Source organism: Delftia sp. WSY_12 (assembly GCF_043104645.1).
Classification (GTDB): Bacteria; Pseudomonadota; Gammaproteobacteria; order Burkholderiales; family Burkholderiaceae_C; genus Comamonas; species Comamonas tsuruhatensis.
The window spans coordinates 40,824-54,137 of record NZ_JBICKW010000035.1 but is presented as its reverse complement, the minus strand read 5'-3'; the positions used below and the strand labels follow the sequence as shown (position 1 = coordinate 54,137).

General features: G+C 69.1%; 13 protein-coding genes. 4 read left to right on the top strand and 9 right to left on the bottom strand.

Annotated elements, in window-relative coordinates; translation table 11 throughout:
* Nucleotides 1-31: 31 nt before the first annotated feature.
* The gene (locus ACF8LI_RS21480) at nucleotides 32-865 is read right to left on the bottom strand and encodes a DUF2189 domain-containing protein (RefSeq protein WP_392414042.1); all 834 of its coding nucleotides are present in this window, start codon (nucleotides 863-865) and stop codon (nucleotides 32-34) included.
* A 30-nt stretch (nucleotides 866-895) separates the two neighbouring features.
* Nucleotides 896-1,666: an HAD family hydrolase gene (locus ACF8LI_RS21475; RefSeq protein ID WP_392414041.1), complete on the bottom strand. Its 771-nt coding sequence runs from the start codon at nucleotides 1,664-1,666 to the stop codon at nucleotides 896-898.
* A gap of 91 nt (nucleotides 1,667-1,757) precedes the next feature.
* Here ACF8LI_RS21475 and hemH point away from each other — a divergent pair, with 91 nt between their 5' ends.
* The 4 genes from hemH (at nucleotide 1,758) to ACF8LI_RS21455 (ending at nucleotide 5,352) form a co-directional block, all read left to right on the top strand.
* Nucleotides 1,758-2,855, top strand: a complete 1,098-nt coding sequence (gene hemH / locus ACF8LI_RS21470) for a ferrochelatase (RefSeq protein ID WP_141834017.1) — start codon at nucleotides 1,758-1,760, stop codon at nucleotides 2,853-2,855.
* 146 nt (nucleotides 2,856-3,001) lie between these two features.
* Nucleotides 3,002-3,976, top strand: a complete 975-nt coding sequence (locus ACF8LI_RS21465) for a sulfurtransferase (protein WP_017404609.1) — start codon at nucleotides 3,002-3,004, stop codon at nucleotides 3,974-3,976.
* A 93-nt stretch (nucleotides 3,977-4,069) separates the two neighbouring features.
* Nucleotides 4,070-5,167: a YeeE/YedE thiosulfate transporter family protein gene (locus tag ACF8LI_RS21460; RefSeq protein WP_016454056.1), complete on the top strand. Its 1,098-nt coding sequence runs from the start codon at nucleotides 4,070-4,072 to the stop codon at nucleotides 5,165-5,167.
* Between the two features lie 11 nt (nucleotides 5,168-5,178).
* A complete protein-coding gene (locus ACF8LI_RS21455) occupies nucleotides 5,179-5,352 on the top strand; it encodes a hypothetical protein (protein WP_016449605.1) in 174 nt (57 codons plus the stop codon).
* Nucleotides 5,353-5,365: 13 nt separating this feature from the next.
* On the opposite strand, the gene ACF8LI_RS21450 is transcribed toward ACF8LI_RS21455, so the two are convergent.
* The 7 genes from ACF8LI_RS21450 to ACF8LI_RS21420 form a co-directional block, all read right to left on the bottom strand.
* Nucleotides 5,366-6,361 carry a rhodanese-like domain-containing protein gene (locus ACF8LI_RS21450; protein ID WP_016454055.1) on the bottom strand — a complete coding sequence of 332 codons (996 nt, stop codon included), beginning with the start codon at nucleotides 6,359-6,361 and terminating at the stop codon, nucleotides 5,366-5,368.
* Nucleotides 6,362-6,471: 110 nt separating this feature from the next.
* A complete protein-coding gene (locus ACF8LI_RS21445) occupies nucleotides 6,472-7,392 on the bottom strand; it encodes an alpha/beta fold hydrolase (RefSeq protein WP_392414040.1) in 921 nt (306 codons plus the stop codon).
* A gap of 62 nt (nucleotides 7,393-7,454) precedes the next feature.
* Nucleotides 7,455-9,659, bottom strand: coding sequence for a 3-hydroxybutyrate oligomer hydrolase family protein (locus ACF8LI_RS21440; protein WP_392414039.1), 2,205 nt, complete (start codon nucleotides 9,657-9,659; stop codon nucleotides 7,455-7,457).
* A 52-nt stretch (nucleotides 9,660-9,711) separates the two neighbouring features.
* Nucleotides 9,712-10,779: a branched-chain amino acid ABC transporter permease gene (locus tag ACF8LI_RS21435; RefSeq protein ID WP_392414038.1), complete on the bottom strand. Its 1,068-nt coding sequence runs from the start codon at nucleotides 10,777-10,779 to the stop codon at nucleotides 9,712-9,714.
* A gap of 13 nt (nucleotides 10,780-10,792) precedes the next feature.
* Entirely contained in the window at nucleotides 10,793-11,794 is a 1,002-nt protein-coding gene (locus ACF8LI_RS21430) for a branched-chain amino acid ABC transporter permease (protein ID WP_392414037.1), read from the bottom strand.
* The gene (locus ACF8LI_RS21425; RefSeq protein ID WP_046240153.1) at nucleotides 11,791-12,534 is read right to left on the bottom strand and encodes an ABC transporter ATP-binding protein; all 744 of its coding nucleotides are present in this window, start codon (nucleotides 12,532-12,534) and stop codon (nucleotides 11,791-11,793) included. The genes ACF8LI_RS21430 and ACF8LI_RS21425 overlap by 4 nt, the downstream gene beginning before the upstream one ends.
* Nucleotides 12,531-13,313 (bottom strand): ABC transporter ATP-binding protein, encoded by a 783-nt coding sequence (locus ACF8LI_RS21420; protein WP_043791655.1) that lies wholly within the window; start codon nucleotides 13,311-13,313, stop codon nucleotides 12,531-12,533. Before ACF8LI_RS21420 ends, ACF8LI_RS21425 begins: the two co-directional genes overlap by 4 nt.
* Between the last annotated feature and the right edge of the window lies 1 nt (nucleotide 13,314).

The following is a 13,314-nucleotide window of genomic DNA, read 5'->3' as shown; positions in this document are numbered from 1 at the left end:
TGCAGGCCCGGCCGCTCCGGGCCCGCCCGGCTCAACGCGCCGGGAAGGCCGACGCATCGACCAGATCGCGGTACGCGTGCCAGCTCGCGTGCCCCAGCACGGGCATCACGGCCACCAGTCCCAGCAGCCAGCTGCCCAGGCCCAGCAGGGTCAACAACACAATGAGGGCGGCCCACAGTGCCAGAGGCACAGGGTTGGCCAGCACGGCCAACCAACTGGTCAGCACGGCCTGGCGCACCGTCACCCGCCTGTCCAGCATCAGCGGCATGGCCACCACGCTGGACGCAAAAATAGGCGCTGCCAGAAAACTGCCCAGCGCCAGCCATATCGCAAACAACTGCCCGTCGCGGGCCAGCACCACGTGCTGCACGAAATCCGCCGGGGTGGCGATGCGCACGGGCGAGAGCACGGTGATCAGCGACGCCGACACCAGCACCCAGCCCGTGGCCGCCAGCGACAGCAGCAGCCCGAACTGCACCAGGCACCAGTAGCCGCCCTGCCCCTCGGCCTTGGCCGCATGGCCGTTTTGCCAGCGCGTCCAGGTACGCCGCACCAGGGACAGATCGGCAGCCTCGCCACGCTCCAGCGCACGGCTGATGGCGTAGAGGCTGGTCGCCACGACAGGGCCGACGATCAGGAACCCCGACAGGGCCCCGGCCATCAGCCAAAAGCGATTGTGCCCCAGCGTCAAGATCAAAAACCCGATCAAGGTCAACACCAGGCCATGAGCCAGGCTCAGCCAGGGTGCCCTGGCCATGTCGCGCGCGCCACGCGCCAGCCAGCTCAGGGGGTGTTTCCAGCCGATGCTGCGCACGGCGGGGAGGACGGGGGGGTGAAGGAAAGCTGTGCTGTGGCTGATGGGCATGGCGTGGCGCGGCTTCGCGGGCAGGCAGGGTCAGCTGTCAGCCAGCCCCTGGCACAACTGCGCAAGGCTGGCCACCGTGACGTGGGGCGTGGACCCCTCGTGAGGCCATGCTACGCCCGTGCGGTTGAGCCAGACTGCGTGCATACCCGCATCCATGGCGCCCAGCGCGTCGAGCCGCGCGTCGTCGCCAATGTGCAGCACCTCGTCAGGCGCCACGCCAGCCGCCGCCGCTGCCGCGTGGAAAAAGCGCACATCGGGCTTGGCCATGCCGGCCTTGCTGGCGCTCAGCGCGGCATGGAAATGCTCGCCGATGCCCACCACATGCACGCTGGCGTTGCCATTGCTCAAGGCCACCACGGGCCAGCGCGCGGCCAGGAACTGCAGGGCGGGCAGCGCGTCCTCGTACAGGTCCACGCGCTGGCGCTCGGCAAAGAAAAGATCGAAGGCCGGCTCGGCCAGCGCGCCGTCGTCGCCATTGCGCTGCAGCGCCAGGCGGATGGACTCGCGGCGCAGGCCGCTCAGGTCATGGGCCAGGTCGGGACGATCGCGCTCGATCTGCACGCGGATGGCGCGCACGGCGGCCACGTCGCGCAGCGCCGCGGCCGTGGCCGGCGCATGGGCGTGCAGCCAGTCCAGCAGCACCTGTTCGGCACGCGAGATGGCCGGCCACACGGGCCACAGCGTGTCGTCCAGGTCGATGGAAATGGCGCGGATGCGGCCGCTGCGGCGCAGCTGCTGCAATGCGGCCAATGCAGGGTCAAGAGAGGATTCGGCGAGGGGGGCGATGGTGGCTTGGGACATGGTTCGAGCATAGCGAAGGCAGCCGTTGCCGGCAGCAGCCGGGTCATCCGACTCGCGTGGCAGGCGGCTCCGTCCTGCCACAATCGGCCCCATGCCTTCCCGCTTCGCGCCAGAACCTCCATTCCGCCACGACCAACCCCAGCGCACCGCCGTGCTGCTGTGCAACCTTGGAACGCCCGACGCGCCCACGGCCCCGGCCGTGCGCCGCTACCTGGCGCAATTCCTGGGCGACGACCGCGTGGTCGAGATCCCCAGGATTGCCTGGCTGCCCATCCTGCACGGCATCATCCTGCGCACGCGGCCGGCCAAGTCGGCGGCCAAGTACGCCACCGTCTGGCATGAGAAGGACGGCTCCCCCCTGCAGCACTGGAGCGCGCGCCAGGCCCTGCTGCTGCGCGGCTGGCTGGGCGAGGCCGGGCACAACGTGCTGGTGCGCCATGCCATGCGCTATGGCAACCCGTCCATCCCCAGCGTGCTCGATGCCCTCAAGGCCGAAGGCGCCACGCGCATCCTCATCCTGCCGCTGTACCCGCAGTACTCGGGCACGACCACGGCCAGCGTGTTCGATGCGGTCTACGACTGGGCCCGCACCCAGCGCCACATCCCCGAGCTGCGCTTCGTCAACCGCTACCACGACGACGCTTCCTACATCGATGCCCTGGCCCAGCGCATCGAGGCCCATTGGCGCGGCAACGGCCGTGGCGAAAAGCTGGTCATGAGCTTTCATGGCGTGCCCGAGCGCACGCTGCACCTGGGCGACCCCTACCACTGCGAATCACGCAAGACCGCCCGCCTGCTGGCTGAGCGCCTGGGCCTGTCGCCCTCGCAATACCTGGTGACCTTCCAGTCGCGCTTTGGCAAGGCCAAATGGCTAGAGCCCTATACCGAGCCCTCGCTGATCGAGCTGGCACGCAGCGGCACCAAACGGGTGGACGTGGTCTGCCCCGGCTTCACCAGCGACTGCCTGGAAACGCTGGAGGAAATCAGCCAGGAAGCGCGCGAGGCCTTCATGCATGCCGGTGGCGAGCAGTTCGAGTTCATTGCCTGCCTCAACGACAGCGCGCCCTGGATCACGGCGCTGAGCCGCATCGCCCAGCAGCATATGCAGGGCTGGCCCACGCAGAAGGCGCCGCAGGCCGAACTGGACGCCAGCCTGGAGCGCGCCAAGGCCGTGGGCGCACAGCGCTGAGGCCGTCCTGCATCCTGTGCACCGCGCCATATAACCCTGTCTCATGAGCAGAATGCATAAGCGTCTTTGTATATAGATGCTGCAAGCGGGACAATTGCACCTCTGTTGCTTGTCCCGCCGGTCTTCCATGGCCGGCCCCAGCCATCATGACCAAGACCTTTTCCCCTGCTCTGCGCCTGGCGGCCCCGCTGCTGGCGCTGGGCCTCGCCTGCACTGCCCTGGGCACGGCCCACGCCGCCGAACCCCTGCTCACGCCCGCAGGCGTGCAGGCCGCCGCCGGCCAGGACGCCGTGCGCATCATCGACATCCGCGATCCCAAGGCCTATGGCGAGCGCCACATTCCCGGTGCGCTCAACGCTCCCTACGGCAAATGGCGCGGCCCCGCCACCAATCCCGGCGAACTGCCCGAGCTGCCCAAGCTCACCGAACTCGTGCAGTCCCTGGGGCTGACGCCGGCCACCCACGCCATCGTGGTCTCCACGGGCGCGGACGCCACCGACTTCGGCGCCGCAGCGCGCGTGTACTGGACGCTCAAGCTGCTGGGCCTCAAGGAGCTGTCCGTGCTCAACGGCGGCATGAAGGCCTGGAACGAGCAAAAGCTCCCGCAGGACAACGAGGCCGTCAAAGTGGCCCGCAGCAGCTACCAGCCCCAGCTGGACACCAGCCTGATCGCCACGCGCGAGGATGTGGGCCAGCATGTCAGGCTCAGCAACGCCGCCCTGGTGGACTCGCGCCCCGACGCCTTCTACCAGGGCAAGACACGCGCGCCGGCCGCCAAGCTCTCGGGCACCCTGCCCGGCGCGCAGCAGCTGGACTTCAACCAGTGGTTCGTGCCCGGCACCTCCACCTTTGTCGATACCGCAACGGCCAAGCAGATCGCGGCCAAGGTCAAGCGCGAGCAGGGCCAGGACATGGTGGCCTTCTGCAACACCGGCCACTGGGCGGCCACCGACTGGTTCGGCCTGTCCGAAGTCGCAGGCCTGCCGGGCGTCAAGCTGTATGCGGGCTCCATGGTGGACTGGACGCAGCAGGCCGATGCGCCGCCCATGGCCAACCAGCCCGGCCGCGCCGAATCCCTGGCCTACGACGCCAAGCAGTGGTGGGAAAAAAAGTTCAAGTAAACACCCCCTGAGGCGCTTGCGCGCCTTTCCCCCGTGGCACGGCGCCTCTCTACCCGCTTCGCGGGGGAGGGCGACTGCATGGAGAAAAATGATATGAAACGACTTCCTCTTGCGGCCATCCTGGCCGTTTTCTTTGGCTGGCTGCTGTGGAGCGTCTCGGTGCGCCAGGCCGCGCTGTTCGCCGTGGGCCTGGGCCTGGGCGCGGTGCTGGCCGGCAAGCGCTTCGGCTTCACCACCGGCTGGCGCATGCTGATCGAGGACAAGGACGCCAGCGGCGTCTTCGGCCAGTTGCTGCTGCTGGCGCTGGCCGCCGCGCTGGCCATGCCGCTGCTGGGCCACTATCCCGAACTCACGGCTGCCCTGGGCCCGCCCAGCATCAGCCTGCTGGTGGGTGCCTTCGTCTTCGGCCTGTGCATGCAGATCGCGGACGGCTGCGGCAGCGGCACGCTGTACAAGGCCGGCATGGGCATTCCCATGAATGCGGCCATCCTGCCCGTGTTTGCCATCGGCAGCTTCCTGGGCAGCCTGCACCTGGGCTGGTGGCTGGACCTGGGCAACACCCAGCCCGTGGGCCTGGTCACGGCCTGGGGCTGGGCCCCTGCCCTGCTGGCCACGCTGGCTGCGCTGGCCGTGGTCGCGCTGGGCGTGGCCTGGTATGTGCGTGGCGCCAACGTGGCACTCAAGCGCCCCGCCAAGCCGCTGTTCGTGCGCAAGTGGGTGGTGGGCGCCGTGCTGCTGGCCGTGCTGGCCACGCTCAACCTCATCATTGCGGGCCAGCCCTGGGGCGTGGTCTACGGCTTCGGCCTGTGGGCCGCCAAGATCGCCAACGCCACAGGCGCCGTGGACCTGGCCGGCAACTGGTTCTGGAGCCAGCCCGGCAACGCCGCGCGCCTGCACGAGACCGTGCTGCTGGATGTGACCAGCATCACCAACATCGGCATCCTGGGCGGCGCCCTGTGGGTGGCTGCCGCCAAGCCCGTCAATGCCAAGCCGCTCACTGGCACGCAATGGATGGTGGCCCTGGTAGCCGGCCTGGTGCTGGGCTACAGCTCGCGCCTGGCCTTCGGCTGCAATGTGGGCGCCATGCTCTCGGGCATCTCCACGGGCAGCATCCACGGCTGGATCTGGGTGCCGCTGGCCTTTGCCGGCACCATCTTCGGCCTGCGCATCCGCCGCCACTTCAACTTCTGAAAGGACCCGCCATGACACAACAGAACAGCCTGCGCGCGGTCTTCTGGGCCGTGCTCGTCCTCTTCCTGGCCTGGGACCACCTGCACTCGCCCCCCGTGGACCTGCGCTTCGAGGCACCGCTGATCGCGGCCGGATCGGGCAAGGCCACGCAAGGCGGGCATTGCTCGATGCCGGCGGGCAAATAGACCAAGGCCAAGGTCAGGGGACGCTGGGCGCCGGCCCCTCATCCGCGCTGGCCGTCACGGGCAGCGGCGCGGTTTCCACATCGAAGCCGGCCGCCTGCCAGGCCTTGAGGCCGCCCACCAGCGGGCGCACGTTGGCGAAGCCCGCGCGCTGCAGCTGGCGCGCCAGCCGCGCGGCCGAGATTTCATTGGGACAGTCGCAATAGACCACCACCCCGTGGGGATGGTCGTGCTGGGGCAGCAGGTGCGCATGCGACTCGCCGCCATCGCGCGGGCGCAGCTCCCAGGACTGTGCACCCGGGATATGGCCCTGGCGGTACTGCGGCAGGGCGCGCACATCGATCACCGTGGGCTGCATGCCCTGGGCATGCAGGCCCGCCAGCTCGCGCACCGACATGCGCGGCATGCGCAATGAACGCACCATGCGGTGGCGCTGCCACCACTTGCGCACGATGAACAGCCCCAGCGCCACGGCCAGCAGCAACAGGCCCCACTGGCCCAGCGCGGTGAGCACGCCCAGCAGGTCTTCCACCGTGGAGCTGAACAGCGAGCCCAGGTACACGGCCGAGCCCACCCAGATCAGCGCACCCAGCCCGTCATACAGCACGAAGCTGCGCAGCGGCGTGCCCATCACGCCGGCCAGCGCGCTGGCGATGGAGGCGAAGCCCGGCACGAACTTGGCCACCAGCAGCGACCTTGCGCCCCAGCGGCCGTAGACGGTCTCGGTCTGGCGGATGCAGGCATCGGGCGACAGCGAGATGCGGCAGATGCGGCCCAGCACACGGTGGCCGTAGGCCTTGCCGGCCTGGTACCAGAACAGGTCGGCAATCAGCGCCGCGCTCACGGCCACGGCCACCAGCCACAGCAGGCGCACCCAGTCGGCGCCTTCCAGCGCACCGGTCACGACCAGCACCGGGTAGGCCGGAATCGGCGCGCCCAATTGCTCGACGAACACATTGAGAAAGACGATGCCGAAGCCGTACTCGCGGATCAGCTCCACCAGAAAACCCATGTCAGGCCTCTCTTGCCCAGACGGTGCCCGCACCCGAAAAAGAAGGCGAGGCTGCACCCGTCGCAAATGCTAGCGCGGCAGCAACATCCGCGCCCGGCCCGGGTTGATGCTCAGCCGCGCTGCAGATGCTCCAGCACCCATTGCCAGTGCGCGGGCACGTTCAGCGCCGGCGCATGGCCGCAGCCGGGCACCTCCTGCCAGTGCAGCAGGCCGCGCGCACCGGGGCCGCGCTTGGTCATTTCCCGGGCCACCTCGGGCAGCACCAGGTCCGAGTCCACGCCGCGCAGCAGCAGCACGGGGATCTCCAGCGCGTCGTAGTGCGGCCAGATGCCGTAGTCGTCCTCATGGGCCGTGAACTGCTCGATCATGGCCGGGTCGTAGTGCGGCGTGACGCGCCCATCGGGCAGGCGGCGCACGCTGGTTTCGGTGAGCTTGCGCCACTCGGAGTCGCTTAACCAGCCGTAGGGCCGGTAGGCCTGGCGAAAGAACGCCTCCAGCTCGCCCACCGTATCGAAGGACGGGGGCTGGCCCGCATAGGACCTGATGCGCGCCAGCGCCGACTCGGCCAGCTGCGGCGCATTGTCATTGAGCACCAGCGTCGCAATGCGTGCGCGCAGCGACGGCTCGAACAGGCCCGAGGCGCAGACCGTGCCGATCGCCCCGCCCATGGACGTGCCCACCCAATGCGCGCGCTCCAGCCCCAGCGCATCGAACAGCCCGCGCGCAATGCGGGCGTAGAAGCCCAGCCGGTATTCCTCGCGCGGCGCGCGGCTCCACTGGCTCAGGCCCCGGCCCAGCGTGTCGGGGCAGACCACGCGCCAGCCCTGCCCCGCCAGGAACTGCGCCAGCGCATCCATGTCGCGCCCCGTGCGTGCCAGCCCGTGCCAGGCGATGACCGTACCCGCAGGCTCCGCGCCGGGCGCAGGCTGCCAGTCCATGTAGTGGATCTCATAGCCCGAGCAGTGCGCGTAGCGGGAATCCGGCACGGCAACAAAAGGGGATGCGGACGAGGGTGATGCTGTGGAAGCCATGGAAGAAATCTCTGTGCAGGAGCGGCCGGCCGCCGTGGCAGCCGGCCGCCCCGGGGCCTGGCTCACTCAGGGATGCGGATCAGCCCGTCGCTGACCTCGATGGTGTTGGCCGTTGCGGGCCGCGTCACGAAGGGCGGCACCTGGGCCGCCGTGATGGCAGGCGCCGCGCCCGGCTGGCCGCCGCGCGGCGTGGTGCGCACCACCTGGCTGGCCGGCAGCGCGGTGCTGCTGCGCAGGTTGGCCCACACGGCATCCATGGCCTGGTTGAAGTACGGGTGCAGCGGCACGAAGCGCGTGTCGAAGCCGGAGAACGGCAGGAAGGCATCGAAATGCTGGGCATTCACCACCTCGATATAGCGCAGCCGCGTGCTGGAGCCATCCAGGCCACGGTTGAGCACCGTGTAGGCGCGCGCATTGTGGTTGACCGGCACCAGCGCATCGCTGCGGCCCGCCACGATGATGGTGGGCTTGCCGCGCAGCTTGGCTGTGTGCAGCACCTCGTTGATGCCGGCGCGCACGGCGTCGCTCTGGGCGCGCGTGGGCACGCTGCTCTCGGACAGGTTGAAGCCGGTCACCGGATCGAAGCCCGTCACCAGCGCGTGCTGGCACAGCGCGTTGTCCAGCCCGAAGTCGGCCACGCGCGTGGAGGGCGACACGGCAAACTGCCAGGCCTTGGCCCCGCCCACCGAGTCGTTGTAGACCACCGTGGCGGGCGTGCCGTTGGCCGTGCCATTGCCCGTGGCAAAGCTCTGGGCCAGCGCGGCCCCCGTGGCGGGCACCACGTCGCCCGTGGCATTGGCGGCCGCAAAGCTGGTGCGGCACAGGTTGGCATCCACGCCAAACCGGCCATAGGCCATGGTGTACATGGCCGACAGGATGGGGCCGTTGCCCAGCGCGTAGTGGGCGTTGTGCATGCGGTCGTGGTCGCGCGTCCAGCCGTACAGGCGCAGCTTGCTCAGCGCATTGGCGGCGCGGTCGGCCGTGGTGGCGCCGATGACCAGGCCCTTGGCGGCCAGGCTGGTGCAGCGTGCCTCGGCACGCGCCGTCATGGCGGTGAGGCCTATGTAGTTGAAGATCGAGGTCTCGGTCAGCGCCGCATCGGGCGCCAGCGCCGCGCAGGGCTGGTAGATGTTGCCGTAGGTGGTGTACTCGGCCAGCGTGCGGCCCGGGTTGGGCATGGTCGCATTGCCCACGGCAATGGTGTAGCCCTGGCGCGTGGGCATCTCGGTCACGGGTTCGGAGGCCACCACGCCGTCGATCAGGCCGTCCGTATCCAGCTCGGCCGCGCGCAGCACGGCCGCGCCGCCGTTGGAGGCCGAGCCCGCCAGCACCAGCGTGTTGTCCTTGCCGAAGGGCACGGGGTCCTGCGTGGTGCCATAGCGGGCATTGAGCACGTACAGCGCATAGCGGGCCGCGGCCAGCGTGTCGTTGCCCCAGTCCTTTTCAGGGTTCTGCTGGGAATGCGCGTGCTTGATGGCAATGCGGTTGGGAAACGCCGCGTTGTAGGCGGCGCGCGCCGCATCGGTCAGCCGTGCGGCAAAGAAGGACAGGCTGCCGGCATCCGTGCGCGCGGCGCGCGTGCCGTCCAGCTTGTTGACGGTGTCGTCGCTCAGGTTGTGCAGGCCCACGCCCTTGCCCGCGTCGGTCAGCGCCACGGCGCAGCCCTTTTTCAGGCCCCACTCGCCCGCCGTGCCGATGGCGCCATACACGCCGCGCGAGCCCGAGGACGGGCCCAGCACGATGCAGGGCCGGTTGCGGTCAAAGCTGTCCGGCACCTGCACGGCCACCATGGTCTGCTTGCGGCCCGTGCCGTCGTCCAGCACGGCCAGGTACTCGCGCCCGGGGATCAGCCCTTCGCCCGCAGTCACCTGCCCGTCTGCCGTGATGTTGGGGCCGTACAGCGTGCCGTAGCCGCCGCCCGCCGTGGGGTCCAGGATGCCCCGGTAGTTGGAGTACAGCGCATTGCGCCGAAGCTCCGCCGCCGTGGGATTGGCCGGGTCCGCGTACAGGGGCGCGGCTGCGGCGCCCAGGCCCGTCTTGCCCAGGCCGCCCGTCAGCAAGTCCTGCGTGGCTGCCGTGGCACCCGTGCCGGTGGCCGTGGCCGGATACACCGTGGCGCCCAGCTCGGTAAAGCCCTTGGGCAGGTCGTTGCTGGGCTCACGCTCGCCGCTGCCGCAGGCCGCCAGCGCGGCCGCCGCCAGCGCCGTGACGGCCCAGCGCCACGGGGTTGCAGGAATCGACGACACCATCTCTTCACGCTTCAACATGCCCATCTCCTTGTGGTAGTTCTCTGATGCACGAATGCGCCAGGGGCCCTGGTCAGGCTCCTGCGCGGGAAGAACGCAGACGCCCCACGACGCCCGTGGGGAAATAGTAAACCGACAACACAAACAGCACGCCCAGCCACAGCAGCCAGCGGTCGGGAGACAGCAGCGCGGCCAGCCAGGGCAGGCTGTGCGCGGCCTCGCTGGCCACGCGCAACAGGTCCTGCAGATAGCTCTGGGCGATAAGGAACAGCACCGAGCCGATCGCCGCGCCATAGATGGTGCCCATGCCGCCGATCACCACGATCAGCAGGCAGTCCATCATGATCTCGAACGACAGCGAGGTATCGGGCCCGTTATAGCGCAGCCACAGCGCCAGCATGGCCCCGGCCACACAGGCGAACAGGGCCGACAGCACGCTGGACAGGGTGCGGTACACCACCACCCGGTAGCCGATGGCCTCGGCACGGAACTCGTTCTCGCGGATGGCCTGCAGCACGCGGCCGAACGGGGAATTGACGATGCGCAGCAGCGCCAGCACCAGCGCCACGGCCAGCACGAACAGCAGGTAGTAGGTGATGATGCGTCCGTCGATCAGCACGCCCAGCACCTCGTTCTCGAAGGGCTCGAAGCTGGGCGACAGCCACTCGGGCAGCTTGAAGCTCAGCCCGTCCTCCCCGCCCGTCCATTCCGACAGTTGGGAGGCCAGCGTCTGGAACGCCGCCGCCACGGCCAGCGTGATCATGGCAAAGAAGATGGCCCGCACGCGCAGCGAGAACAGGCCGATGGCCAGCGACAGCAGCAGCGACACCAGCAGCGCCGCGCCCAGGCCCAGCGCCAGCGCACCCCAGCCCGCGCCCAGGCGCGACGATGCAATCGCCACGCCATAGGCGCCAATGCCGAAGAACATGGTGTGCGCAAAGCTCACGATGCCGGTATAGCCCAGCAGCAGATCGAAGCTGGCCACCAGCACCACGAAGATCAGCACCTTGGCCGCCACGTTCAGCGCCTTCACGCCAGGGAACACGAACGGCGCCGCCGCCAGCCCCAGGAAGATCAACAGCAGCAGCACCGCCAGCACGCGGCTGCGCGGCAGGTCGCCGGAAAGCAATCGGTTGAGCATGTCGATCACTCCTTCAGCGGTTCGCCACGGGATAGACGCCCTGCGGGCGCCACAGCAGGATGGCCACCATCAGCGCGATGTTGGAGAACAGCGCCACCTTGGGCACCAGGAACCCCGTGTAGTTGGCCATCAGCCCCACCAGCAGCGCGCCGATCAGCGCCCCGCCCGTGCTGCCCAGCCCGCCGATGATGATCACGATGAAGATCAGCACATTCACCTGCGCGCCCATCTGCGGCACCACGCTCTGCTGGTACATGCCCCACATCACCCCGCCCAGCCCGGCCAGGGCCGAGCCCGCCACGAACACGCCCACGAACAGGCGGCGCACCCGGTAGCCCAGGGCCTCCACCATCTCGCGGTCCTGCACGCCCGCGCGGATCAGCAGGCCGATCTTGGTGCGCGACAGCGTCCAGGCCAGCAGGGCAAACACCGCCAGCCCCACCAGCACGGCCACCACGCGGTACTTTTCCACGGCGGCATCGCCCAGCAGCCAGGCGCCCTTCATGCCTTGGGGCAGCGGCAGCGGAATCTGCTGCGGGCCCCAGATGAGCTTGATCAGCTCCTCGCCGATGATCATGCCGCCCATGGTGATCAGGATCTGCTTGAGATGCTGGCCGTACACGGGCCGCACGATGAAGCGCTCGAACGCCAGCCCGATGGCGCCCGCCACCAGCATGGCCACCACCATGGCCGGCAGCACGGCCAGCAGGTTGCGCCACAGCTGGTCCGACCCCGTCCAGTCGCCCATGGCGCCCAGCACGCTGGTGGCCACGAAGGCGCCCAGCGCGATGAACACGCCGTGGCCGAAGTTCAGCACGTCCATCAGCCCGAACACCAGCGTCAGCCCCGAGGCGATGATGAACACGATCATCCCCATGGCCAGCCCCGCCACCGTCAGCGTCAGCCAGGTCGAGCCCGAGCCCACCAGCGGCAGCGCCACCAGGGCCAGCACCGGCACCAGCAGCAGCGGCTTGAAATCCCAATCCAGCTTGTTCAGCCTGTTCAGCTTGTTCATAGCGAAAGCCCCAGCAGCGACTGCTGCAACGCCGCGTCTGCCGAGAACTCGGCCATGCCGCCCGCGTGCACCACGCGGCCGTTGTCCATCACCGCCACGCGGTCGCCCAGGCGGCGCGCAAAGCCCAGGTTCTGCTCCACCAGCACAATCGTCGTGCCGCCCGCCTTGAGCTGGGCGAAGGCCGCGATCATGTTCTCGATGATGGCCGGCGCCAGGCCCTTGCTGGGCTCGTCCACGATCAGCAGATCACGCGGCTCCACGATGGCGCGCGCCACCGCCACCATCTGCTTTTGCCCGCCCGACAGCTTGCCGGCCGGGTGGTTCCAGAACTTCTCCACGGCCGGGAACATGCCGAAGATCCACTGCAGCCGCTGCGCGTCCATGCGGTCAGCGCGCGAGGCGCCGCGCGCGGCCAGCAGCAGGTTTTCCTGCACCGTCAGGTCCGCGAAGATGCCCATGTTCTCGGGCACATAGGCAATGTTCAGCCGCGCGATCGCCGGCGTGGGCAGGGCCGTGATGTCGGCCCCGCCAAAGGCGATGCGCCCCTGGCTGGCCCGCCACAGGCCCATGATGGTGCGCAGCGTGGTCGTCTTGCCCGCGCCGTTGCGCCCCAGCAGCATGGTCAGCTGCCCGCGCGGCACGGCCAGGTCCACGCCATGCAGGATGTGATAGGCCCCGATATGCGTGTGCACGCCCGACAGTTCGAGCAGGTTCGGGTGGGAACTGTGGTCGAGCGTCATGCGGCCTCCTTCACAGCGCCCTGCTCCGGCATCACACCCAGGTAGGCCTGCTGCACCACAGGCGAGGCAATGACCTCGGCCGGCGGTCCATCGGCCACCAGCGTGCCATTGGTCAGCACGATGATGCGGTCGGCCAGCTCGCGCACCACATCCATCTTGTGCTCCACCAGCAGGATGATCTTGCTGCGGTCCTGCTTGAGCTTGCGTATCAGGTCCAGGATCACCGGCGCCTCGTCATGGCTCATGCCCGCCGTGGGCTCGTCGAACATATAGACCTGGGGTTCCAGCGCCATCAGCAAGGCCACCTCCAGCTTGCGCTGGTCGCCATGCGGCAGCGCGGCCACGGCCTCGTCGCGCCGGGCGGACAGGGCCACCTGGTCGAGGATGTGCAGCGCCCGCTGCGTGAGCGCCCGGTGGTCGCTCCAGATGCTCCACAGGTTCAGGCCGCGCCGGTGCGGCCCCTCGTCGCGCGCCTGCACGGCCAGGCGCACGTTCTCCAGCACGCTCAGGTGCGGGAACAGATTGGTGAGCTGGAACGCCCGTCCCAGCCCGGCGCGCGTGCGCGCCGAAGGGGCCAGCCCCGTCAGCTCGCGCCCGCCCAGCAGCACGCGCCCTGCCGTAGCCTTGAGCTGCCCGGAGATCAGGTTGAAATACGTGGTCTTGCCCGCCCCGTTGGGCCCCACGATGGCCGTCAGCGTGCCCGGCTCGAAAGCGCAGCTCACGCCGTTGACGGCCACATGGCCCCCGAAGCGGATGGTCAGATCCTCTGTGCGCAACATT